At 61.2% G+C, this 21,342-nt stretch carries 22 protein-coding genes and 4 tRNA genes; 19 read left to right on the top strand and 7 right to left on the bottom strand.

Going from position 1 to position 21,342, the window contains the following annotated elements:
* Nucleotides 1-510 precede the first annotated feature (510 nt).
* The 6 genes from ABSY17_RS14300 (at nt 511) to ABSY17_RS14275 (ending at nt 7,245) form a co-directional block, all read left to right on the top strand.
* Nucleotides 511-1,776, top strand: coding sequence for an N-acetylmuramoyl-L-alanine amidase (locus ABSY17_RS14300; RefSeq protein WP_378951829.1), 1,266 nt, complete (start codon nt 511-513; stop codon nt 1,774-1,776).
* Between the two features lie 204 nt (nt 1,777-1,980).
* Nucleotides 1,981-4,434: a penicillin-binding protein 1A gene (locus ABSY17_RS14295; RefSeq protein WP_378951827.1), complete on the top strand. Its 2,454-nt coding sequence runs from the start codon at nt 1,981-1,983 to the stop codon at nt 4,432-4,434.
* A gap of 45 nt (nt 4,435-4,479) precedes the next feature.
* Entirely contained in the window at nt 4,480-4,782 is a 303-nt protein-coding gene (locus ABSY17_RS14290) for a hypothetical protein (RefSeq protein ID WP_378953041.1), read from the top strand.
* A protein-coding gene (prfB, locus tag ABSY17_RS14285; RefSeq protein ID WP_378952682.1) for a peptide chain release factor 2 occupies nt 4,711-5,842 on the top strand; the annotation gives its coding sequence in 2 pieces (ribosomal slippage) (nt 4,711-4,776 and nt 4,778-5,842; 1,131 coding nt in all). Before ABSY17_RS14290 ends, prfB begins: the two co-directional genes overlap by 72 nt.
* 141 nt (nt 5,843-5,983) lie before the next feature.
* A complete protein-coding gene (locus tag ABSY17_RS14280; RefSeq protein ID WP_378951826.1) occupies nt 5,984-6,322 on the top strand; it encodes a hypothetical protein in 339 nt (112 codons plus the stop codon).
* 275 nt (nt 6,323-6,597) lie between these two features.
* Nucleotides 6,598-7,245 carry an OmpA family protein gene (locus ABSY17_RS14275; RefSeq protein ID WP_378951823.1) on the top strand — a complete coding sequence of 216 codons (648 nt, stop codon included), beginning with the start codon at nt 6,598-6,600 and terminating at the stop codon, nt 7,243-7,245.
* Between the two features lie 69 nt (nt 7,246-7,314).
* Here ABSY17_RS14275 and ABSY17_RS14270 read toward each other — a convergent pair whose 3' ends face one another.
* The 3 genes from ABSY17_RS14270 to ABSY17_RS14260 all read right to left on the bottom strand — a co-directional run bounded on the left by ABSY17_RS14270 (nt 7,315) and on the right by ABSY17_RS14260 (nt 10,102).
* Nucleotides 7,315-8,850 carry a DEAD/DEAH box helicase gene (locus ABSY17_RS14270; RefSeq protein WP_378951820.1) on the bottom strand — a complete coding sequence of 512 codons (1,536 nt, stop codon included), beginning with the start codon at nt 8,848-8,850 and terminating at the stop codon, nt 7,315-7,317.
* A gap of 167 nt (nt 8,851-9,017) precedes the next feature.
* Nucleotides 9,018-9,791 carry an NAD kinase gene (locus tag ABSY17_RS14265; protein ID WP_378951817.1) on the bottom strand — a complete coding sequence of 258 codons (774 nt, stop codon included), beginning with the start codon at nt 9,789-9,791 and terminating at the stop codon, nt 9,018-9,020.
* A gap of 143 nt (nt 9,792-9,934) precedes the next feature.
* Nucleotides 9,935-10,102 carry a hypothetical protein gene (locus tag ABSY17_RS14260; protein ID WP_378951814.1) on the bottom strand — a complete coding sequence of 56 codons (168 nt, stop codon included), beginning with the start codon at nt 10,100-10,102 and terminating at the stop codon, nt 9,935-9,937.
* 161 nt (nt 10,103-10,263) lie between these two features.
* On the opposite strand from ABSY17_RS14260, the gene ABSY17_RS14255 reads away from it, so the two are divergent.
* Nucleotides 10,264-10,339: transfer RNA gene (locus ABSY17_RS14255), tRNA-Thr, on the top strand.
* A gap of 477 nt (nt 10,340-10,816) precedes the next feature.
* On the opposite strand, the gene ABSY17_RS14250 is transcribed toward ABSY17_RS14255, so the two are convergent.
* Entirely contained in the window at nt 10,817-11,602 is a 786-nt protein-coding gene (locus ABSY17_RS14250) for an ion transporter (protein WP_378952679.1), read from the bottom strand.
* 296 nt (nt 11,603-11,898) lie between these two features.
* Nucleotides 11,899-12,429 (bottom strand): glycosyl transferase family 90, encoded by a 531-nt coding sequence (locus ABSY17_RS14245; RefSeq protein ID WP_378952676.1) that lies wholly within the window; start codon nt 12,427-12,429, stop codon nt 11,899-11,901.
* Between ABSY17_RS14245 and ABSY17_RS14240 the strand changes: the two genes are divergently transcribed.
* Nucleotides 12,395-12,472, top strand: coding sequence for a hypothetical protein (locus tag ABSY17_RS14240; RefSeq protein WP_378952673.1), 78 nt, complete (start codon nt 12,395-12,397; stop codon nt 12,470-12,472). The two genes, ABSY17_RS14245 and ABSY17_RS14240, sit on opposite strands and share 35 nt — an antisense overlap.
* A 458-nt stretch (nt 12,473-12,930) precedes the next feature.
* Here ABSY17_RS14240 and ABSY17_RS14235 read toward each other — a convergent pair whose 3' ends face one another.
* A complete protein-coding gene (locus tag ABSY17_RS14235; RefSeq protein WP_378951811.1) occupies nt 12,931-13,431 on the bottom strand; it encodes a YbaK/EbsC family protein in 501 nt (166 codons plus the stop codon).
* A 295-nt stretch (nt 13,432-13,726) separates the two neighbouring features.
* The gene (gene rlmB, locus ABSY17_RS14230) at nt 13,727-14,584 is read right to left on the bottom strand and encodes a 23S rRNA (guanosine(2251)-2'-O)-methyltransferase RlmB (protein WP_378951808.1); all 858 of its coding nucleotides are present in this window, start codon (nt 14,582-14,584) and stop codon (nt 13,727-13,729) included.
* Between the two features lie 200 nt (nt 14,585-14,784).
* Between rlmB and ABSY17_RS14225 the strand changes: the two genes are divergently transcribed.
* From ABSY17_RS14225 to rplL, 11 genes are all read left to right on the top strand, one after another.
* Nucleotides 14,785-14,869 (top strand) — tRNA-Tyr (locus ABSY17_RS14225).
* 29 nt (nt 14,870-14,898) lie between these two features.
* Nucleotides 14,899-14,972: transfer RNA gene (locus tag ABSY17_RS14220), tRNA-Gly, on the top strand.
* A 194-nt stretch (nt 14,973-15,166) separates the two neighbouring features.
* On the top strand, nt 15,167-16,342 hold the full coding sequence (gene tuf, locus ABSY17_RS14215) for an elongation factor Tu (protein ID WP_378951774.1): 1,176 nt from the start codon (nt 15,167-15,169) through the stop codon (nt 16,340-16,342).
* 446 nt (nt 16,343-16,788) lie between these two features.
* Nucleotides 16,789-17,295: a metal-dependent hydrolase gene (locus ABSY17_RS14210; protein ID WP_378951805.1), complete on the top strand. Its 507-nt coding sequence runs from the start codon at nt 16,789-16,791 to the stop codon at nt 17,293-17,295.
* 196 nt (nt 17,296-17,491) lie between these two features.
* A tRNA-Trp gene (locus ABSY17_RS14205) sits at nt 17,492-17,567 on the top strand.
* Nucleotides 17,568-17,874: 307 nt separating this feature from the next.
* Complete coding sequence (gene secE, locus ABSY17_RS14200; RefSeq protein WP_378951802.1) at nt 17,875-18,075, top strand: preprotein translocase subunit SecE; 201 nt, start codon at nt 17,875-17,877, stop codon at nt 18,073-18,075.
* Between the two features lie 26 nt (nt 18,076-18,101).
* Nucleotides 18,102-18,629: a transcription termination/antitermination protein NusG gene (gene nusG / locus ABSY17_RS14195; RefSeq protein WP_378951799.1), complete on the top strand. Its 528-nt coding sequence runs from the start codon at nt 18,102-18,104 to the stop codon at nt 18,627-18,629.
* A gap of 157 nt (nt 18,630-18,786) precedes the next feature.
* Nucleotides 18,787-19,215, top strand: a complete 429-nt coding sequence (rplK, locus tag ABSY17_RS14190; protein ID WP_055973823.1) for a 50S ribosomal protein L11 — start codon at nt 18,787-18,789, stop codon at nt 19,213-19,215.
* 4 nt (nt 19,216-19,219) lie between these two features.
* The gene (rplA, locus tag ABSY17_RS14185) at nt 19,220-19,918 is read left to right on the top strand and encodes a 50S ribosomal protein L1 (protein WP_378951796.1); all 699 of its coding nucleotides are present in this window, start codon (nt 19,220-19,222) and stop codon (nt 19,916-19,918) included.
* Nucleotides 19,919-20,304: 386 nt separating this feature from the next.
* Nucleotides 20,305-20,823, top strand: coding sequence for a 50S ribosomal protein L10 (gene rplJ, locus ABSY17_RS14180; RefSeq protein WP_378951793.1), 519 nt, complete (start codon nt 20,305-20,307; stop codon nt 20,821-20,823).
* Nucleotides 20,824-20,877: 54 nt separating this feature from the next.
* The gene (rplL, locus tag ABSY17_RS14175) at nt 20,878-21,249 is read left to right on the top strand and encodes a 50S ribosomal protein L7/L12 (protein WP_378951790.1); all 372 of its coding nucleotides are present in this window, start codon (nt 20,878-20,880) and stop codon (nt 21,247-21,249) included.
* Nucleotides 21,250-21,342 lie beyond the last annotated feature (93 nt).

Below are 21,342 nucleotides of genomic sequence, written 5' to 3'. Positions count from 1 at the left end.
CGGTACCGCCCGCTGCCGTAATGGCGCGGTTGCTTGCGGACCTGTCCATGATTTTGCCTGCGGCCAAAGCGTGACCTCGCGGAACCTTGTTTTGAACCTAAGCCCGGAGAACCGGACCAGCTATTTTGCTCTTACAGAGCCGGCGCGGAGCGAAAAGTCCGGCCGTTTTCCTGACGCAGTCCGGCCCCGCCACGGGTCGGCTTCTGCGAAAATCGACGCGATCACCGAGATCTCATCTCTGATGCGATTCGGGCCATCGCTCGTCGCGTAATTCCCTAGCGGAAAGTCGCTGGGGCGCGGGCCCTAGATTGCAGTGATCCAACGTCGCTTTTATGATTTGGCGAGGTTGAGCGCAACCCTGATTTCCTGTGCCGGCAAGCGGCTATTTCGGCAAAGACTCGGTTAACCTTCTCTGGTTACCAGTCGTTAATCGAAAAAAGGCCGCAAGTGGCCGCTAACGACGGACTGTGTGCAGCGCCTGCGCACCTGTTTTGGAGCGACAAGACTAAGATGGTGCCTGCGGCATGGACTGGCAATGGCTGCGCACGCGGAAGCGGCAAAGCCGGGCGCGCGTGCCATATCGCGCTGGCATTGCTCGCGCTGATGGCCGCATTCTTGAGCATCGCTTGCTTGCCTGCCTGGTCCGCTGAGCCAGTCAAGGTTCTGGATTACAAGATGGCAGGCGACGCAAGCCACATGCGAGTCGTCATCAATTTCGACCGCGAACCGGAGCCAAAATGGCTGCTGCTGCGCAGCCCACACCGCCTTGTCATCGATCTGCCGGACGTGGCGCTGGCGCTTAAGCCCGAGGACGTCAAGCCTCGGGGCCTGATCAGCAGCGTGCGCTATGGCGCTCTTGGCGATGGGGTGTCGCGACTCATCTTGACGCCCAAGGGGCCATTCAACGTCGAAAAGATCGAGGTTCTGCAGAACGAAGACGGATCAAGCTATCGCATGGTCGCCGATATTGCCGCGGCCTCGGAGCGGGAATTCGATGCGGCCCTGGCGATCCAGGCCGAGACGACAGCCTCGACGACCACCGCCAAGACCGACAGGGTCGGTAAGCTCGCACTTCCTGGCGATCGTCCGTTCACCATCGTGATTGACCCTGGCCACGGTGGCATTGATGGCGGCGCGGAGGGGCTGAACGGCACGGTCGAAAAGGAGATCACGCTGGCCTTTTCGAATGAGCTGAAGGCCAAGCTTGAGGCGGATGGCCGCTACAAGGTCGTGCTGACGCGTGAGGGCGACGACTTCCTGCGGCTCGATGACCGCGTGCGCATCGCTCGCCAGAACGAAGCCGACCTGTTCATTTCGATCCATGCCGACACGATCAGACTGAAGGGCATCCGCGGCGCTACCGTTTATACTGTGTCCGACAAGGCGTCCGACGCCGATGCGCAGGCGCTTGCCGACCGCGAAAACCTTTCGGATAAATTGGCCGGCGTCGATGTCGTCGAAGAAAATCATGAAGTGGCGGACATACTGGTCGATCTGATCAGGCGGGAGACGCACGGCTTTTCGGCGCGTTTTGCCCGGTCAGTGGTGGGGCAGCTTTCGCCGACGGTCGGGATGATCAACAACCCGCATCGCTCGGCGGGCTTCCGTGTGCTCAAGGCTCCTGATGTTCCCTCGGTCCTGATCGAATTGGGTTACCTTTCCAATGCCAAGGACGAAGAGCAGCTTCGCAGTGCCGAATGGCGCGAGAAGGCCGCAACGAGCATCGCCAAGGCCGTCTCCGCTTTCGTGGTCGAGCGAGGGACTACCGGAGGGTAACTGCAGGGCAGTCGTTGCCGTGGAGCCACTACGCGAGTATTTGATACAGCTGTGGTCTGAATCTTTGGCTGCAGCAGGCATTTGCCGCATTTTGCCCACAACCGCGCGACATGGGTGTGCCCATTGCGGATCGGGACGATTCCTGCGGCTTGCGATGGTGGCGGGTTGGTTTAGGGAATCCCCGAACCTGGATCTGGAGCGGGCATGATTCGTCTTATCGGCTATTTCTTCGGCATTGGCACAACGCTTGCGCTGGTCGTCGCTGCGGGCGTAGCGCTCTATGTCGGCAAGCTGAACAAGGAACTGCCTGATTACGAGGTGCTCGCAAAATACGAGCCACCAGTAACCACGCGCATCCATGCTTCCGATGGCGCTCTGATGGGCGAATTCGCACGCGAACGCCGCCTCTATTTGCCGATCCAGGCGGTGCCCGACGGCGTGAAGGCGGCTTTCCTGTCGGCTGAAGACAAGAATTTCTACAACCATCCCGGCATCGACGTGACCGGCCTCGGTCGCGCGGTGCTGACGAACTTCCAGAATTTTGGCTCCGGCCGCCGCCAGGTCGGTGCTTCGACCATCACCCAGCAGGTGGCGAAGAACTTCCTTCTGACTGCCGACCAGACCTATGAGCGCAAGATCAAGGAGATGATCCTGGCCTTCCGCATCGAGCAGGCCTATTCCAAGGATCGCATCCTCGAGCTCTACCTCAACGAGATCTTCTTCGGCATGGGTGCCTATGGCATCGCAGGCGCCGCGCTCACCTATTTTGACAAGTCCGTCAACGAACTGACCGTCGCCGAGGCGGCCTACCTGGCCTCGCTGCCCAAGGGGCCGTCGAACTATCATCCTTTCCGTTACCCTGAGCGCGCGATCGAGCGCCGCAACTGGGTGATCGACCAGATGGTGGTCAATGGCTACGTGTCGCGCGAGGAAGGCGACAAGGCCAAGGCTGCGCCGCTTGGAGTGACGCCGCGCCGTACCGGCAACTATGTGTTCGCCGGCGAGTATTTTACCGAGGAAGTCCGCCGCGAGCTGATTGCCCGCTACGGCCAGAACGCGCTCTACGAGGGCGGCCTTTCGGTGCGCACCACTCTCGATCCGCATCTCCAGGCCTTCGCTCGCAAGTCGATGCAGTCCGGCATGCTCAAGTATGACCGCCTGCGCGGCTATCGTGGTCCGGTCAAGAACATCGACGTCTCCGGCGATTGGGGCGTGCCGCTGGGCGAGGTCAAGGGCCTGGAAGATGTCCCCGAATGGCGTCTGGCGGTCGTGCTCGACAGCTCGAAGGCCGGATTGCAGATCGGCCTGCAGCCGAAGCGCGAGATTTCCGGTGCGCTGTCGAAGGAACGCGAGGAAAGCACCATTTCGAAGGACGACATGAGCTTTGCCATGCGCCATGTCGTCGACGGCAAGCGCCTCAAGGCGAACTCGCCTGCCGAAGTCCTGAAGGCGGGCGACGTGATCTACGTCGAGAAGAATGCCAAGGGCGAAGGCTACGCGCTACGCCAGCCGCCGGAAGTGTCGGGCGGCCTGATCGCCATGGATCCGCATACCGGCCGCGTGCTTGCCATGGTCGGCGGGTTTTCCTTCTCGCAATCGGAGTTCAACCGCGCCACGCAGGCGATGCGCCAGCCCGGCTCGGCCTTCAAGCCGTTCGTCTACGCGGCAGCGCTCGACAATGGTTATACGCCGGCTTCGGTGATCATGGACGGCCCGATCACCATCCAGACCGGTAGCACGACTTGGTCGCCCAAGAATTACGACGGCAGGGCCGCCGGCCCTTCGACGCTGCGCGCCGGCATCGAGCGTTCACGCAACCTGATGACCGTCCGGCTTGCCAACGATATGGGCATGAAGACGGTGGCCGAATATGCCGAGCGTTTCGGCGTCTATGACAAGATGCTGCCCGTGCTCGCCATGTCGCTTGGCTCCGGCGAGACGACCGTCATGCGGATGGTATCGGCCTATTCCGTGATGGCCAATGGCGGCCGCCAGATCAAGCCGTCGCTGATCGACCGCATCCAGGACCGTTACGGCAAGACCGTCTTCAAGCACGACGAGCGTGGCTGCGAGGGCTGTGTCGCTACCGAATGGTCCAACCAGCAAGAACCGGAGCTGGTCGACAATTCCGAACAGGTGCTCGACCCGATGACCGCCTACCAGATCACCTCGATGCTGGAAGGCGTCGTCCAGCGCGGTACGGCTACCACGCTGCTCGAGCTGGGCCGTCCGATCGCCGGCAAGACCGGCACGACCAATGACGAGAAGGACGCCTGGTTCGTCGGTTATACGCCGAACCTGGTCGTCGGCCTCTATTTCGGCTTCGACAAGCCGCAGTCGCTTGGCAAGGGCACCACCGGCGGCGGTCTTGCAGCCCCGGTCTTCAAGGATTTCATGAAGGTGGCGCTCGAAGGTACACCGAAGGTCGACTTCGTCGTTCCCGAGGGCATGAGGCTGATTTCCATCGACCGCAAGACGGGCATGCAGGCGCAGGAAGGCCAGGGCGGCACCATCATGGAAGCCTTCAAGCCTGGCACTGGACCCGCCGACAGCTATTGGGTCATCGGCATGGGCGAGGACGGCAGCAATGGTTATGGCGAGGCGCTTTCGCCCCAGGCCAGCAAGGAGATCAACGAGGGCGGCGGCGGACTCTACTGAAGACGCCAGCCGGAGCCGGCGCAGCCGCTCCCAGCCTGAGAACGATTGAAGCGCGCGCTGCTGGCCGGCGCGCGTTTTCGTTTCGGCCAGAATGCGGCAGGGCGGCTGGAAGAGGGCGCAACGGCCTGGATTTGGCCGCTAGAAGGCGCCATATGCACGGGCGGACGCCATGCGCGCCCGCCCATTTTACTTTACAGGCGTCGGCCTCGTCCCTATGGTCCGCGCCGATTCAACAGGCCGTTTCAGGCCGCCACAAACATGAAGAAGCAAGCTCCCATGCGCGCGGAAACGCAGAACATCGTCGACGAAATCAGGCAGGCCATAAGCCTGCTGAGGAGGCATCTTTGACTGGGATCAGGCGGTAAAGCGGCTTGATTACCTGAACATGCGGGCAGAGGACGGAAACCTCTGGAACGACCCGCAGGAGGCGCAGAAATTGATGCGCGAGCGCCAGTCGCTCGACGACAACATCCGCGCCATCAAGGGCCTGAGCCAGGCGCTTGACGACAATCTCGGCTTGATCGAAATGGGCGAGGAAGAAGGCGACGCTGACATCATCAGCGAAGCCGAAACGGCGATCCGTTCGCTTGCCGGTGAGATCCGGGCGCGCCAGATAGAGTCGCTTCTGTCGGGCGAGGCTGATTCGAACGACACGTATCTCGAAGTTCACGCCGGCGCCGGCGGCACCGAAAGCCAGGACTGGGCGAACATGCTGCTGCGCATGTACACGCGCTGGGCCGAGCGCCGCCGCTTCAAGGTCGAGGTGCTGGAAGTTCATGACGGCGAAGAAGCCGGCATCAAATCAGCCACGATCCTGATCAAGGGGCACAATGCCTATGGCTGGCTGAAGACGGAGTCGGGCGTCCATCGCTTGGTCCGCATCTCGCCCTATGACAGCAACGCGCGGCGCCACACCTCCTTCTCGAGCATCTGGGTCTATCCGGTCATCGACGATTCGATCGAGATTGACGTTTCCGAATCCGACGTGCGCATCGACACCTATCGCTCGTCGGGTGCAGGCGGCCAGCACGTCAACACGACCGACTCTGCGGTGCGTATCACACACATCGCCACCGGCATCGCTGTTGCCTGCCAGGCTGAACGCTCGCAGCACAAGAACCGCGCCAAGGCGTGGGAAATGCTGCGCTCGCGCCTCTACGAGGAAGAGCTGAAGAAGCGTGAGGCCGTAGCCAATGCGACCGAGTCTGCCAAGACCGACATCGGCTGGGGGCATCAGATCCGTTCCTACGTGCTGCAGCCCTACCAGTTGGTCAAGGATCTGCGCACCGGCGTCGAAAGCACAAGCCCGTCTGACGTGCTCGACGGCGATCTGGACGACTTCATGGAAGCGTCGCTGTCGCAGCGTATAGAAGGTGGAGCAGGGCAGGCAGTCGCCGATCTCGACTGACTTCAAGCGCTACATCGTGCCCAGTCATCGCCAAAGCGATTTTTGACTGGGCCGACGCTGCCGCGGGAACATATCGGCTGAATACTCGTTCAACAGCGGGGTGCAGGATTTGCTTGGGAGGCAATCTCAGGGAAAGACGCGATGCTGTGCACAGGAAAACGCCCAAAGCGCAACCATGCGCTCGTTGTCTCCACGCTCATTCTGACTGCACTTGCTATTCCACCGGCCTCTTCTCACGACGCGCCGAAGGGCTGGAGCTATCCCTATTCCTGCTGCTCGGGCGTTGATTGCCGTGAGGTGCCGAAGAAGGCGATCACGGAGCGGCCACAGGGTTATGTGATCACAAGCACCGGCGAGGTGGTTCCATATAAGGACGCTCGCCTGCACGATTCGCCCGATGGCGAATATCACTGGTGCTCGGTGAACGGGGCTGACAACACCCGCACGATCTGCCTGTTCGTACCGCCGAAGTCGTTCTGAACTACCGTACTGGCGTCTCTCTACAGTTCCTTGCACGGGGACGGGCTCTCCACACGTGTCGTCCCTGTCTAGGCGGGGCGAGTCTGCGCGGAGCCTAGAGCCCTGCGGCAAATGGCTGCGCGGTTTGAAATGTCACACGCCGGCCAGACCGTGCGTTTGACACGTGCAAGGAGTCCTCCCTGTTCCGTTTTTCGCCGCAATTCGTGCTACAAGGCCGGTGAAGGGGCTATGCACGAAGCATCGTCGTGTTTCGCGATTCGGAGAGGGACGACCTTATGAAGAAGACTGTAATGTGCGTGCTGGCAGGCAGCATGTTTGTCGGCGCTTGCACGACTGACCCGTTCACGGGTCAGCAGAGAGTTTCCAACACCGCAGCCGGTGCCGGAATGGGCGCGCTTGCCGGCGCCGGTCTCGGACTGCTCGCCGGTGGCAATGATCGCCGCAATGCGCTGATTGGCGCCGGCATCGGTGCCCTGGCTGGCGGCGCCATCGGCAACTACATGGACAGGCAGGAAGCCGAACTGCGCGCCCAGCTTCAGGGAACCGGCGTCAGCGTCACCCGCGCCGGCGACCAGATCATCCTGAATATGCCGTCCAACATCACCTTTGCAACCGATCAGGATGCCGTGAAGTCTGCGTTCTTCCCGACGCTGAATTCGGTGGCGCTCGTGCTGCAGAAGTTCAACCAGACCACCGTCGATGTCTTCGGCCATACCGATTCGACCGGCGGCGATCAGCACAATTTCGATCTGTCGCAGCGTCGCGCGCTGTCGGTGGCGGACTATCTTGGCGCTCAGGGCGTGGACAGGCGCCGCTTCGCCGTGACCGGATTTGGCGCTACGCGTCCAATCGCGTCCAACGCTACACCCGATGGTCGTGCGCAGAACCGTCGCGTCGAGATCCAGCTTTCGCCGCTCCAGTGAGCGAACACGGCAACAAGTCGACAAGAAAACGGCCCCGGAAGGGGCCGTTTTTCGTAGTGGGCATGTATGTCAGATATTGGTCGCGATCAGCATGAAGGCCGGCATATCGTCGCCGAAACCCAGAACGTTGTCGTCCTCGTCCTCGCGCTCGCGACCGCGACGGTTGCGATCATCGCGGCGTGGCCGCTCGTTGTGGTCGGGCCGCGACTTGCGTTCGGAATTGCCGCTCCGAATCGCTTCCTTGCGAGCGCGGCGCTCTTCCATGTCGGAGACCACATTATCGGCCGGCACCTCTGCGGGGGCGGCTTCCTGGGCAGCCGGCGCCTGGTCATGATGGGGCTTGCGGTCACGGTCGCGGCCGTGCCGCTCCTTGCCGCCACGGCGCGAACTGCCGCGGCCATGGCGTGGAGCCTCATCGTCGCCTTCGCTCGCGACAACAGTCGAAAGGTCGCCGTCGTGCCACTCGATCTTCTGGCCGATCAGTTTCTCGATAGCGTCGACATATTTGGTGTCGGAGCGCGTGGCGATGGTGAATGACTTGCCCGAGCGGCCAGCGCGGCCGGTACGGCCGATGCGGTGGACATAATCTTCCGAATGGATCGGCACGTCGTAATTGAAGACGTGGCTGACATCGGGAATGTCGAGGCCGCGCGCTGCGACGTCGGAAGCGACAAGCAGCTGCAGCTTACCATCCCGGAAATTGGACAGCATCGTCATCCGGGCGCGCTGGTCCATGTCGCCATGCAGCGCACCGGCATTGAAGTCATGCTTCACCAGCGAGCGGAACAGTTCCGATACGTCGACCTTGCGGTTGCAGAAGATGATCGCATTCTTGATCTCGTCGCCTTCGGCCCGAATCAGGCGGCGCAGCGTCTCGCGCTTGTCCCAGGGCTTCGGCCCGGACTTGGCCAGCCGCTGCGTGATGTTGATGGCGGTGGACGCCGCCTTGGCCACTTCGACGCGAACAGGGGCGTGCAGGAACTGCTCGGTCAGCTTGGTGATCTCCGGCGGCATGGTGGCCGAGAAGAACAGCGTCTGACGCGTGAACGGGATCAGCTTGCAGATGCGCTCGATGTCAGGGATGAAGCCCATGTCAAGCATGCGGTCGGCCTCGTCGATGACGAGAATCTCGACCGCCGAGAGCAGCAGCTTGCCGCGCTCGAAGTGGTCGAGCAGGCGGCCGGGCGTCGCGATCAGCACATCGGCGCCGCGCTCCAGCTTCTTTTCCTGTTCGTCGAACGACACGCCGCCGATCAGCAACGCAATGTTGAGCCGGTGGTTCTTGCCGTACTTGACGAAGTTCTCTTCGACCTGAGCGGCAAGTTCGCGCGTCGGCTCGAGGATCAGCGTGCGCGGCATGCGGGCGCGGGCCCGGCCCTTTTCCAGCCTGGTCAGCATCGGCAGGACGAATGATGCCGTCTTGCCGGTGCCTGTCTGGGCAATGCCAAGGACATCCTTGCCTTGCAGCGCGTGCGGAATTGCGCCCGCCTGGATCGGCGTAGGCTGGGTGTAGCCTGCGTCGGTGACTGCGGAAAGGACCTTCGGCGACAGGCCGAGGTCTGCGAAGGTCAACGCTTCTGGAGCGGTCTGAGTGTCTTCGGACAAGTTTGTTGGCTGTCTTTGCTCGTTCAAGGGCGCGGCTTTTTGGCCACGACAGGCGCAAACCGCCTGCGATATGCCGCAACGCGATAGGCGTAAGTATGCGATTTGTCAACTCAAACTGGCACAATGGCGGCAAATGCCGCGATCAAACTGCTAGTCCTGACCGATGTTCAGTACCTGAACTGCTCGGTGAGGATGCGTTCGCTCCAGGAATGGCCAGGGTCGAACAGCAGGGTTGCAGTATGCTTGTCCGACTCTTTGACTTCGACGGAGACCACCGATTTGACCTCGGTGTGGTCGGCGACGGCGTTCACCGGCCGCTTCTGCTCTTCGAGGATTTCAAAGCGCACTACCGCCGTCTTGGGCAGCAGCGCACCACGCCAGCGCCGCGGCCGGAACGGGCTGACCGGCGTCAGCGCAAGGAGCGGTGCGTCCAGCGGCAGGATCGGCCCGTGTGCCGATAGATTGTAGGCCGTCGAGCCGGCCGGAGTGGCGACCATCACACCATCGCAGATCAGCTCTTCGAGCCGGACCTTCCCGTCCACCGAGATGCGAAGGCGCGCCGCTTGATAGGATTGACGCAGCAGCGACACCTCGTTGATGGCGAGCGCCTCCATGGTCTCGCCATTGGTGTCGACGGTCACCATTTCGAGCGGGCGGATGGTTTCGGCGACGGCGGCCGCGAGACGCTCTGGCACGGCCTCCTCGCTATATTCATTCATCAGGAACCCGACCGTCCCGCGGTTCATGCCGAAGACGCGCTTGCCGGTGCTCATCGTCTCGCGCAGCGTTTGCAGGAGGAAACCATCGCCGCCAAGCGCGACGATGATGTCCGCTTCCGCGGCCGGCATCTGGCCGTAGCGCTGCGCAAGCCGCTGGACCGCGGCATCCGCCTCCGGCGTGCCGGAGGATGCGAACGAAAATGTCAGCGACTTGGCGTCCATGAGATCCCTGTCGGCGGTCCGAACGCCGATGCCGGCCGCCGGCAACGGGGTAGCACGGGGTTTTGGCGAAGCAAAGAGAGAGGCAAGGGTACGGTGTGCCGGGGCTCACCTGCGGCGGCAGCGGGGGACGCACATTAGATGGTTCATCCCATCCCGGTGACGTGACGCAGGTAGAAGGCGAGAACGACGAAGCCGATCATGGCTGTAATTCCTGTCCAGTCGATTCGCCGTTCCTGCAGGCTACGGAAGAGTTTGCGCAACAGCAGGCACGTGACGATTGCCACCACCGCCACGATGACAAACCTGATCATCCAGTTGTCCTCCCATATCCGCCATGATCGGCCTCGAAGAAAATGTCGTGACCGGAAAGCCGTGATTTTAGGCCCGCGTGTCGCAATCGCCCCGAGCACGGTTCACCGCTTGCTCGAAATGGGCTTTACTGAGCGGGAAAATATGCTAACCGGGACGCATTGCCCTTGTAGCTCAGCTGGTAGAGCAGCGGTTTTGTAAACCGAAGGTCGCGGGTTCGATTCCTGCCGGGGGCACCATTTTCCACGCGAAAAGCCGCAGAAACCAAGCAATTCAACTGCTTGCACGTTCCCCTATGTGCACTAATCTGTACGCTGGAGGGTGCTTGAAGAAAGCAAATGACGTTGGAGCACGTCCAGAGTCGGGGCGAAAGAAAGCGGCATCGCCGCAAGGTTCCGAAGGAACTGAGAGGGTTTTCAGGCAAGGTGAAATCATCCTCCCACTTGGCCTGGCCGTTGGCGAAGTGCGCAAGCGCTGCAATGCCGTCCATCTCGAGGATGAACGAATTCACGCGCCAGCCTTGAATCAGTTCCGAGGTTGCACAAGGCTGAGAATGTCGTGGCTAGGGGCGGTGGCCCTGTTGGCCATGGCCGTGGTCGGCATAGTAGCCGGCCGGCCGAACTGCGACTGGAGGGCGAAGGCATGGGCACGACCGAGGCGAGCGTTCAGACGCTCGCCTCTCGCGATGCTTGAGGCCTCAAGGCAAGTGATGGGACCTATGCCCGAGCCTTGGCCAGTGCCTGGACTTCCGCACGGAGCGCCCGAATCTCGGTCAGCATGACGTCCTGCTCGTCATGAAGCTCTGCCCGCGAGACCGACTCCACTTCGTCATGTTCCGCCTCCATTGCCGACACGATGACGCCGATGAACAGGTTGAGCACGGTAAAGGAGGTGGCGATGATGAACGGGATGAAGAACAACCAGGCCCCCGGATGGACCTCCATGACCGGCCGAACGATACCGTCGGACCAGCCTTCGAGCGTCATTATCTGGAACAGGGTGTAGAGCGATTCCGGAATGCCTCCGAACAGTTTTGGAAACGCCTCGCCGTAGAGCTTCGTCGCCATTACCGAGAACACATAAAAGACGAGGCCAAGCAAAAGCATGATCGATCCCATGCCGGGCAGCGCGGCGATGAAGCCGGTGACGACGCGACGCAGGGACGGGACAATGCTGATCAGGCGCAGGACGCGCAAAATGCGCAGCGCCCGCAGCACGGACAGGTTCCCGGTCGCAGGTACGAGTGCGAATGCAACGACTACAAGGTCGAAGATGCGCCAGGGATCACGGAAAAAGGCGCCACGGTAGACGATGGCTCGAGCCAGCAACTCAAAAACGAAAACACCGAGAATCAGGCGGTCTATCAGGATCAGGAGCGGGCCGAACGCGCTCATCGCGCTCGGCGAGGTTTCAAGGCCGAGCGTGACCGCGTTGAGGACGATCAACGCCGTGATGAAGAGGTCGAAACGACGCGATTCGACAAGGTTTTTCAGAGCGGCCACGAAAATGATGTCTCCAGGGAATGCAATAATCTTGCACCCTTTGGAGATGCCGTGTCCGTGCGTCAAGCGGTGCCTGGCAATCCGAGCAAGGGTCGCAAGCCGAAATACAGAATATGCACGCGAAAAGATCTGTCCGAAGGTGATGACAGCACATTGCTCAATTGTGATGCCGAGCGGGCGAGGTGGATCTCTGCAAATAGCACCACCACTGTTCATGCCTGTATCGGGCAGTCCCTGCGCTGCCGACATATGTATTCTGCGGTGGAGGCTATTGCCATGCGGCCCTAGTATCTATGTCAGGGGTGGTTCCAGAGCGCTGCTACCTTGGGAGTAGGTTCGAGTTGGCCTGTCAGCGCGAAATATTTGTAGAGCACCAGCAGTGACAGGACCTGCTCGCGCCGCTTGTGGGCGAATTGCTCCACATAGGCATTGGCATTGCGCACAATTTCGCGCGCCTGGTTGGGATGATTCTCATAGTGCAGAATCTTCTCTTCCAGGTCGGCGAAGTCCGACCGCAACTGGACATAGTGGAAGCCCGGCTGGAGCGTACCTTCCATGAACCAGGTTTCGTAGACTGGCGCAGGCATCAGGCACAAGGAATTGCTGGCCATGATCCATTTGAGGTTGGTTGCCACGTCATTGCCTTCGATGGAGACGATGTAGCGGTACCTCATCTGTTCGGCTGGTGACAGGAACTGCTTGCACTTGGGATCCGAGGCATGTGCCTTTGTCCAGCCAACATCGCAAAGCGGATGGTCGTGAAAGCCATTCACCAGCGCCTTGCGTTTGTCGTTGCCGCCGCCGCCACGCCAGACTGCCTTGGGCAGTTTGTCGCCGAAGCCGAATTTGTCGTCGAACAGCCGGAAATGACGAAACTTGTTGAGCTTCATGACGATCGAATTGCGGTTGTCACCCGCAATCGGACGGCTTTTGACGATTGCCGCCTCGCTGGGCACGTGCGTCACGTCGCCGAAGACATGACGCAGCCGAAGATGCCGCGGGAAGTACCGGGCATGTTCCTTGAGGTCGTAGTAGTATCTGCTCCTGCGCATGGGAATGCGCCCAACCGTTGACGTCCTGTCGCCAAGCGGATGCGCGCCGGTAAATTTGTTGTAGTAATTTAGGCGGCGCATCAGATATTCGGCGTCATGCTCCGCTAGGTCAGCGCAAAAGCTTTCGAGCCGCCTGCGGAACAGGACCTGGGGCAGCGCGTCGCGGACAACATTCTCGATGTAGTAGTGAAGGCGGCGGGCTGCCTGCTCGATCTCCGACATGGATGTGGACTTCCTCTGTAACCTGTCGCGCCTGGGAGAGCGCTTCGGTCGCGCCTATTCGGCAGCTTGCGAGCGCGCGTTCACGGCGGCCGCCGCGTCCTGGCAGACGTCGCACCAATCGGCGCCGACGAGCTGGGCCATGCGCTCGACCCCTATCCGAACCGCCGCGTTGGTGGCACCCGCCGCCGGCACGACCTCGTCATAGGCGCGAAGCGATACGTCGCAGTAGATCGGCATCGGGGCGGGGAGCCCGAAGGGGCATACGCCGCCGATCGGGTGGCTGGTGAGTTCCACGACCTGTTCGGCTTCCAGCATGCGCGCCTTGCCGCCGAATGCCTCGCGGAATTTTTTGTTGTCGATACGGGCGTTGCCGCCGGCGACGATCAACAGGACCTGCTCGCCGGCGCGCAGGCAGATGGTCTTGGCAATCTGTCCGGTCTCGACCGCATGCGCTTCGGCCGCGAGCGCCACCGTCGCCGAACTGGTCGGCGTCTCGATGACTTCGATGTCTGGGGCATGTTCGGCAAAAAATGCTTTGACGGATTGGAGGCTCATGGTCTTTCCGCTGCTCGTGGAATGTCCGGACGCTCGGATTGACTTCCGATGTCGGTGCCTGCCTGTCAAGATGGACGGGGCATGAGCCGGGCTTGCGGATCTGCCACCCCCTGCAGGGTGCAAAAATGCCGGCGTGTCTTGCCGCGCGTGTCGATGCCCACGGGAATTGTTCAGTTCCGGTCCCTGCATTGGCGGAGCAAAGCAGGGACCGCGCAGCTACGGGAGCAGCGCGGAGGGCCGATGTCATAGCAGGCACGCGGAAGGCTGGCTTAAGATTGAAGCTGCCTGGCCGGCCTCATTTGCCCTTCTTCAGAAATGCACACGCCGCGTAGAGGCCCACCGCGGCCGCATTCGACACGTTGAGCGAGCGAATCGCGCCGGGCATGTCGAGGCGGGCAAGCGAGGTGACCGTTTCGCGAGTCTTCTGGCGGAGGCCCTTGCCTTCGGCGCCGAGAACGAGCGCCACCTTGTCGGACGCAAAAGTCTCTTCGAGTTCGGCGGAGCCTTCCGAATCAAGCCCGATGGTCTGGAAGCCGGCCTCGTGCAGTTCGCCGAGTGCATCGGCGAGATTTCGCACCTCGATCAGGTCGATGTGTTCCAGCGCGCCCGACGCCGATTTGGCGAGCACACCGCTTTCATGCGGGCTGTGGCGCTGCGTGGTGATCAGCGCGCCGGCACCGAAAGCCACCGCCGAGCGCATGATGGCCCCGACATTGTGCGGATCGGTGACCTGGTCGAGCACCAGCACCAGCGGCGAATCGCCCAGGGCCGAAAGCGCCTTGGTTTTCAGCGGCTCGGCCTCGATCAGGACGCCCTGGTGGACCGCGTCGGTGCCGGTGATCTTGTCGATCTCCCTGGGTTCCACCAGTTCGGTGGTGAAGGGCAGGGCGGAAAGGTCGGTTAGCTCAAGCCGTTCGGCGGCGTTGCGCGTCACCATCATCCGCCGAATCTTGCGGCGCGGATTGTCGAGGGCGGCGCGCACCGTATGCAACCCATAGAGCCGCACCAGTCCATCCGGGGCATTTTCGCCGGGTGGCAAAGGGCGCTTTGGCCGGAATGCTGGCGCGCCACCGCTCTTTTGGTCGCGGAAGGTGCGGCGCAGCTTGGCGTAGTGGCTGTCTTTGGGGGTTCCAGGCTTTTTTGTATCGGTCATGCGCCTGCTATAGCGGCAGCCCGGGGCGTTGGATATGGCCCGTTGGCTGGTGCTTCGAATATTCTGCATGAAAAGGTCAGATGCGCGGTTGACAGGCCAATACCTTGCCGCCATAAGCCCACCCAGATTTCGGGGCAGGGCGCTTCGCCACGAACCGGGATCGCCAAGATGCCTCGTTGCATGGCTCCGGCATAGCAGTTGGAGGAGTGCCCGAGTGGTTAAAGGGGACGGACTGTAAATCCGTTAGCTCAGCTTACGTTGGTTCGAATCCAACCTCCTCCACCACTGCCGGCCGGGAAGCCATGACGTAAGACGCGGGTATAGCTCAATGGTAGAGCAGCAGCCTTCCAAGCTGAATACGCGGGTTCGATTCCCGCTACCCGCTCCAGGTTTTTCCTGGATACGGGACGCCTTCCAATTGCTGCTGCTTGTCCCTATATGTGCATCCCGCACTGAAAGAGCGTCGCTGCTTTTGGTCCTGCGTGCCCGCAAGGCCAAAAGATGCTTGTCTTTTTCGGCCTTTATCGCTAATCGCCCCGCATCCGACCGGAACCAAGGTCCCGATGCCCAAGGAAAGAGACAATGGCAAAAGGTAAATTCGAGCGTAATAAGCCTCATGTGAACATTGGCACGATTGGTCACGTCGACCACGGCAAGACGTCGCTGACGGCGGCGATCACGAAGTATTTCGGCGAGTTCAAGGCCTACGACCAGATCGACGCAGCGCCGGAAGAGAAGGCCCGCGGCATCACGATTTCGACGGCGCACGTCGAGTACGAGACGCCTGCGCGCCACTACGCTCACGTCGACTGCCCCGGCCACGCCGACTACGTCAAGAACATGATCACCGGTGCTGCCCAGATGGACGGCGCGATCCTGGTCGTGTCGGCTGCCGACGGCCCGATGCCGCAGACCCGCGAGCACATCCTGCTCGCCCGTCAGGTCGGCGTGCCGGCGCTGGTGGTGTTCCTCAACAAGGTCGACCTGGTCGACGACGAAGAGCTGCTCGAGCTGGTCGAGCTCGAGGTTCGTGAACTTCTGTCGAAGTACGAGTTCCCCGGCGACGACATCCCGATGATCAAGGGTTCGGCTGTTGCGGCACTGCAGGACGGCGACAAGAAGATCGGCGAAGACGCGATCCGCGCGCTGATGGCTGCGGTCGACGAATACATCCCGACGCCTGAGCGTCCGATCGACCGTCCGTTCCTGATGCCGATCGAAGACGTGTTCTCGATCTCGGGCCGCGGCACCGTGGTCACTGGTCGCGTCGAGCGCGGCGTCGTCAAGGTTGGCGAGGAACTCGAGATCGTCGGCATCCGCCCGACCTCGAAGACGACCTGCACCGGCGTTGAAATGTTCCGCAAGCTGCTCGACCAGGGCCAGGCTGGCGACAACATCGGCGCGCTGATCCGTGGCGTTGGCCGTGAAGACGTCGAGCGCGGCCAGGTTCTGGCCAAGCCGGGCACCGTCAAGCCGCACAAGAAGTTCGTTGCTGAAGCCTACATCCTGACCAAGGAAGAGGGTGGCCGTCATACGCCGTTCTTCACCAACTACCGTCCGCAGTTCTACTTCCGTACGACTGACGTGACCGGCATCGTGACGCTGCCGGAAGGCACCGAGATGGTCATGCCCGGCGACAACATCACCGTCGATGTCGAGCTGATCGTGCCGATCGCCATGGAAGAGAAGCTGCGCTTCGCTATCCGTGAAGGTGGCCGCACCGTCGGCGCCGGCATCGTCGCTTCGATCAAAGAATAATCGACGTCTTAAGCGTCGAATGCATGAAGGGCGGCCCTCGGGCCGCCCTTTTTGTTTGCGTCGCCAAGGCCGCTGCGCTTCAGCGGATGCTGGCCAGGCCTGACGACGCCGCGCGGTCGCAATTGCTCTACCGCTGCCTGATTGCGCGTACCGCAAATGTCGATTTGTTTGCGGGCGGCAGCACCTGCCGGATGCCCCTGAGCAGACCAATTACAGGATCACAAGGCTGCGCGAACTTGGCCGGTAAGTCGGCGGCCAGGCTGAACGCATGAGTGGGGCGGCGCTGTTACTCGGCGACCCCGTGCCTTGTTGGGGGCAGACCGACAATGCCGGGCCTATCCGAAGGTGCAACCGGTGAGTTCCGCCTCCCAATGGTCTTTCTTCCGGCCCTAAGGCCGCCGCAATCCCGCGGGACTTTTTGATGTGGACGGGGAGGGGGAAATGGAATGCTGATCGCGCACTTGCCGGCTGGCTTCATTTTGGGAACGCTTGCTCGGCGCTCTCGAAGTGGTGCCAGGGCGCTCATAGCGGCAGCCCTCCTTGGGAGTGTGGTCCCCGATTTCGACATGTTCTATTTCTACTTGGTCGACGGAAGGCAAACTCATCATCATTTCTATCTCACGCACTGGCCGCTTTTCTGGCTCGCGCTTGGATTCGTTGTTTTGTCGCTTGTCGGATGGCTATTGCCGCGACTCACAGTTGCCACCGGGGTCTTCTTGGTCGGCGTCTTGAGTCATATGGTCCTCGATTCCATTGCGGCGCCTATGCAGTGGCTCATGCCGTTCAGTGATCTCCCGGTTGAGCTTGTCACCGTTCCCGCGCGATACTCACACTGGATATTGAGTTTCATTCTGCATTGGACTTTCGCGCTGGAGATCGCCATCTGTGTGCTGGCGGCTTGGCTGGCCGCAAATGGCATGAAGCAGCGAAAATCGCTTGATGTTGGCCCTTGAATTCGCTCGCTGGCGGCCCCCAGTTCCGGCTGGGTTGCCAAGGTGCGTGCGCCCCAGATGGTGATGGGGCGTTTGCGCAGATGCCTTGCGAAATTGCAGCTGTGAATGTTTGAAACATCCTGCATTGAGCTCTTTACAGACGCTTCGGAAGCCCTTAGGAAGCCCGTGCTGCGCAGTTGATGCGCGGCGCAAGTGTACGGGCATAGCTCAGTTGGTAGAGCGGCGGTCTCCAAAACCGCAGGTCGTAGGTTCGAGCCCTGCTGCCCGTGCCAGTCTTGCCAGAATGCGCTAATTCAGGCATAAAGACTTCTATAGCCGGCACGGAACGACTGGATGGTTTCGGTGCGGTGTCCAAACGTAATTCGGATTTCAGCCACTTGCGTGGAGTGAGAATCGGTTTTATGTAAGCGAAACAGACACGCGGCGCGTGGAGCTGGGAACCCGGCTTTACGCGTCCGAATTGCATGGGCGGAATGTTCGCACCGATTCGGTGTGAAGGTTTTGGTTCCTGCGGCAGTAGCTCCCGGTCACGGGATCATCCAGAAGTCCGGTCAACGGACGTTGAAAGCAGAGCGGCACATGGCGAAAACCACGAACCCCTTCACCTTTCTGCAGCAGGTAAGGTCGGAAACGGCGAAGGTGACGTGGCCCTCCCGGCGCGAGACGATGATCTCCACGGTCATGGTTCTCGGCTTTGCCGTGATTGCGATGATTTTCTTCTTTGCTGCCGACCAGCTGATGGCTTTCGCCGTCGAGCAGATCCTGGGCATGGGCCGCTAAGGCTGCGAATACGGAGAGTTCCTGAGATGACTGCGCGCTGGTACATCGTCCACGCTTACTCGAACTTCGAAAAGAAGGTGGCCGAGGACATCGAGCACAAGGCCAGGCAGAAAGGTCTGAGCGACCAGATCGAGCAGATCGTGGTCCCGACCGAAAAGGTCGTGGAAGTGCGTCGTGGCCGCAAGGTCGACGCCGAGCGCAAGTTCTTCCCTGGTTATGTGCTGCTGAAGGCCAACCTGACGGATGCCGTGTTCTCCTTGGTGAAGAACACGCCGAAGGTCACGGGTTTCCTTGGTGATTCGAAGCCTGTTCCGATCACCGAATCCGAGGCTCAGCGCATCCTGAATCAGGTTCAGGAGGGCGTCGAGCGTCCGAAGCCTTCGGTTACCTTCGAAATCGGCGAGGCGGTTCGCGTCTCGGATGGTCCGTTCGCCTCGTTCAATGGCTTCGTTCAGGAAGTCGATGAGGAGCGGGCGCGGCTCAAGGTGGAGGTTTCGATCTTCGGGCGCGCCGTGCCTGTCGATCTCGAATTCGGTCAGGTCGAAAAGGGCTGATCGAAAAAGGCTCGCCGCCGGTTTCGGTGGTGGGCAGCGTCAGGCGAAGGCCTGGCGCAAGCATGGTGGGAGATGAGGCGGCTTAGCCGGTCGTCTTTTTCGCACCACCGAACTGCAACCGCCGGATTTTCCGGCATGAAACAAAGGCAGATAAGAGATGGCTAAGAAAGTTGCGGGCCAGCTCAAGCTTCAGGTTTCCGCGGGTTCGGCGACTCCGTCGCCCCCGATCGGTCCGGCGCTTGGTCAGCGTGGCATCAACATCATGGAGTTCTGCAAGGCGTTCAACGCGCAGACCCAGGAGCTGGAGAAGGGATCGCCGATCCCTGTCGTGATCACCTATTACCAGGACAAGTCGTTCACCTTCGTCATGAAGACGCCGCCGGTGGCCTACTTCCTGAAGAAGGCTGCCAACCTGAAGTCGGGCTCGAAGGAGCCGGGCAAGATCAAGGCTGGCGAGATCAGCAGCGCCAAGGTGCGCGAGATCGCCGAAGTCAAGATGAAGGACCTGAACGCGAACGACATCGAAGCCGCCATCAAGATGGTTGAAGGCTCGGCCCGTTCGATGGGCCTGGAAGTGGTGGGCTGAGATCATGGCTAAGATTGCAAAGCGTGTTGCCAAGTCCCGCGATGGCATCGATCCGAACAAGGCTTACGGCCTTGGTGAGGCGATCGAGCTGCTGAAGGCGCGTTCTTCGGTCAAGTTCGACGAGACCATCGAAGTTGCCATGAACCTCGGCGTCGACCCGCGCCATGCCGACCAGATGGTCCGCGGCGTGGTCAATCTGCCGAACGGCACGGGCCGCACGGTCCGCGTCGCGGTGTTCGCCAAGGACGCGAAGGCTGATGAAGCCCGCGCCGCTGGCGCGGATATCGTTGGCGCAGAAGACCTGGTCGAGATCGTCCAGAAGGGCCAGATCGACTTCGATCGCTGCATCGCTACCCCTGATATGATGCCGCTGGTCGGCCGTCTCGGTAAGGTGCTCGGCCCGCGCGGCATGATGCCGAACCCGAAGGTCGGCACGGTGACCACCGATGTCGCGGCTGCGGTCAAGGCTTCGAAGGGCGGCGCTGTTGAGTTCCGCGTCGAGAAGGCCGGTATCATCCACGGCGGCGTCGGCAAGGTTTCGTTCGACGTCAAGGCGCTGGAAGAGAACATCCGTGCCTTCACCGATGCGGTCAATAAGGCCAAGCCGACGGGCGCCAAGGGCGTGTACGTCAAGAAGGTTTCGGTCAGCTCGACGATGGGTCCTGGCCTCAAGCTGGACCTCACGTCGCTGGCGACAGCCTAAGGCTGTCGATGCGGATCGGGTTGTAGTGACCTGATCCAGTCAAGAATTCCGGGCCCCCGGGCCCGGAACTCGGGAGTTGGAAACAGCTTCCGAAATCCTGTCCGAGATTGCAGGCGGTCCGAGCGACCCTTGGTCCTTAATTCGAATGGGCCTGCATGAGACGGGTGAAGACCAGACAACGGAGCCTTTGCTCCAATGAAAGGTTCGAACCGTGTTTGCCTTTTGTCTGCGCATCGCGCCGGGCCGCAAGCCCGTCAGGTGTGGCGAAAGGGGGCAGGATCCTCGAGCGCCGTTCGGGTGATCTGGAATTTCTGGATTAGCCGCCCGGCAAAAGGCAACCCGACCGCTCACCCCGCAAATGGGAGGCGGTCAACTGGAGATAGGCAGTGGACAGAGCGGAAAAACGCGAACTCGTCACCGGCCTGAATGACGCGTTCTCGAACGCAGGTTCAGTGGTCGTGGCCCACTATGCCGGTATCACCGTCGCGCAGATGAACGATCTTCGTGTGAAGATGCGTCAGGCCGGCGGCACCGTCAAAGTCGCGAAGAACCGTCTCGCCAAAATCGCTCTTCAGGGCACGGAATCCGAAAGCATCATCGAGCTGTTCCAGGGACAGACGCTGGTTGCATATTCGGAGGATCCGATTGCAGCGCCGAAGGTCGCGTCCGACTTCGCCAAGACCAATGACAAGCTTGTCATTCTTGGCGGTGCCATGGGCAAGACCACGCTCAACGCCGATGGGGTCAAGGCTCTCGCCGCACTCCCGTCGCTCAACGAGCTGCGTGCAAGGCTGGTTGGCATGATCGCCACCCCGGCTACCCGGATCGCCCAGGTCGTCAATGCGCCTGCGGCATCCGTCGCGCGCGTCATCGGCGCTTACGCCCGGAAGGACGAGGCGGCATGAGGCCGTTCCTCGCTATCATCAACACACGTTCGAACTGATTGAAGGAATAGAAAAATGGCTGATCTCGCAAAGATCGTTGACGACCTGTCGGCCCTGACCGTCCTCGAGGCGGCTGAGCTGTCGAAGATGCTCGAAGAGAAGTGGGGCGTTTCCGCTGCTGCTCCGGTGGCGGTTGCCGCTGTTGCTGGCGCTGCTGCTGCTCCGGTCGAAGAGAAGACCGAATTCGACGTCATCCTGGCTTCTGCCGGCGACAAGAAGATCGAGGTCATCAAGGAAGTTCGCGCCATCACCGGCCTGGGCCTCAAGGAAGCCAAGGATCTGGTCGAAGGCGCTCCGAAGCCGGTCAAGGAAGGCGTTTCCAAGGCCGACGCCGAGAAGCTCAAGGCTCAGCTGGAAGCAGCTGGCGCCAAGATCGAGCTTAAGTAAGCTCACGGTTTCGGTGGGCGGCCTAAAAGCCGCCCACCGGCTCCCGTGTTCGGGGGAGGAGAGGGAACCTATTTCCTGAGAGCCGATTTTCGG

The organism is Mesorhizobium sp. ANAO-SY3R2, from assembly GCF_042466635.1.
Lineage (GTDB): Bacteria > Pseudomonadota > Alphaproteobacteria > Rhizobiales > Rhizobiaceae > Aminobacter.
Note: the sequence above shows the minus strand (reverse complement) of the source record. Positions and strands in the feature narration are given on the sequence as shown.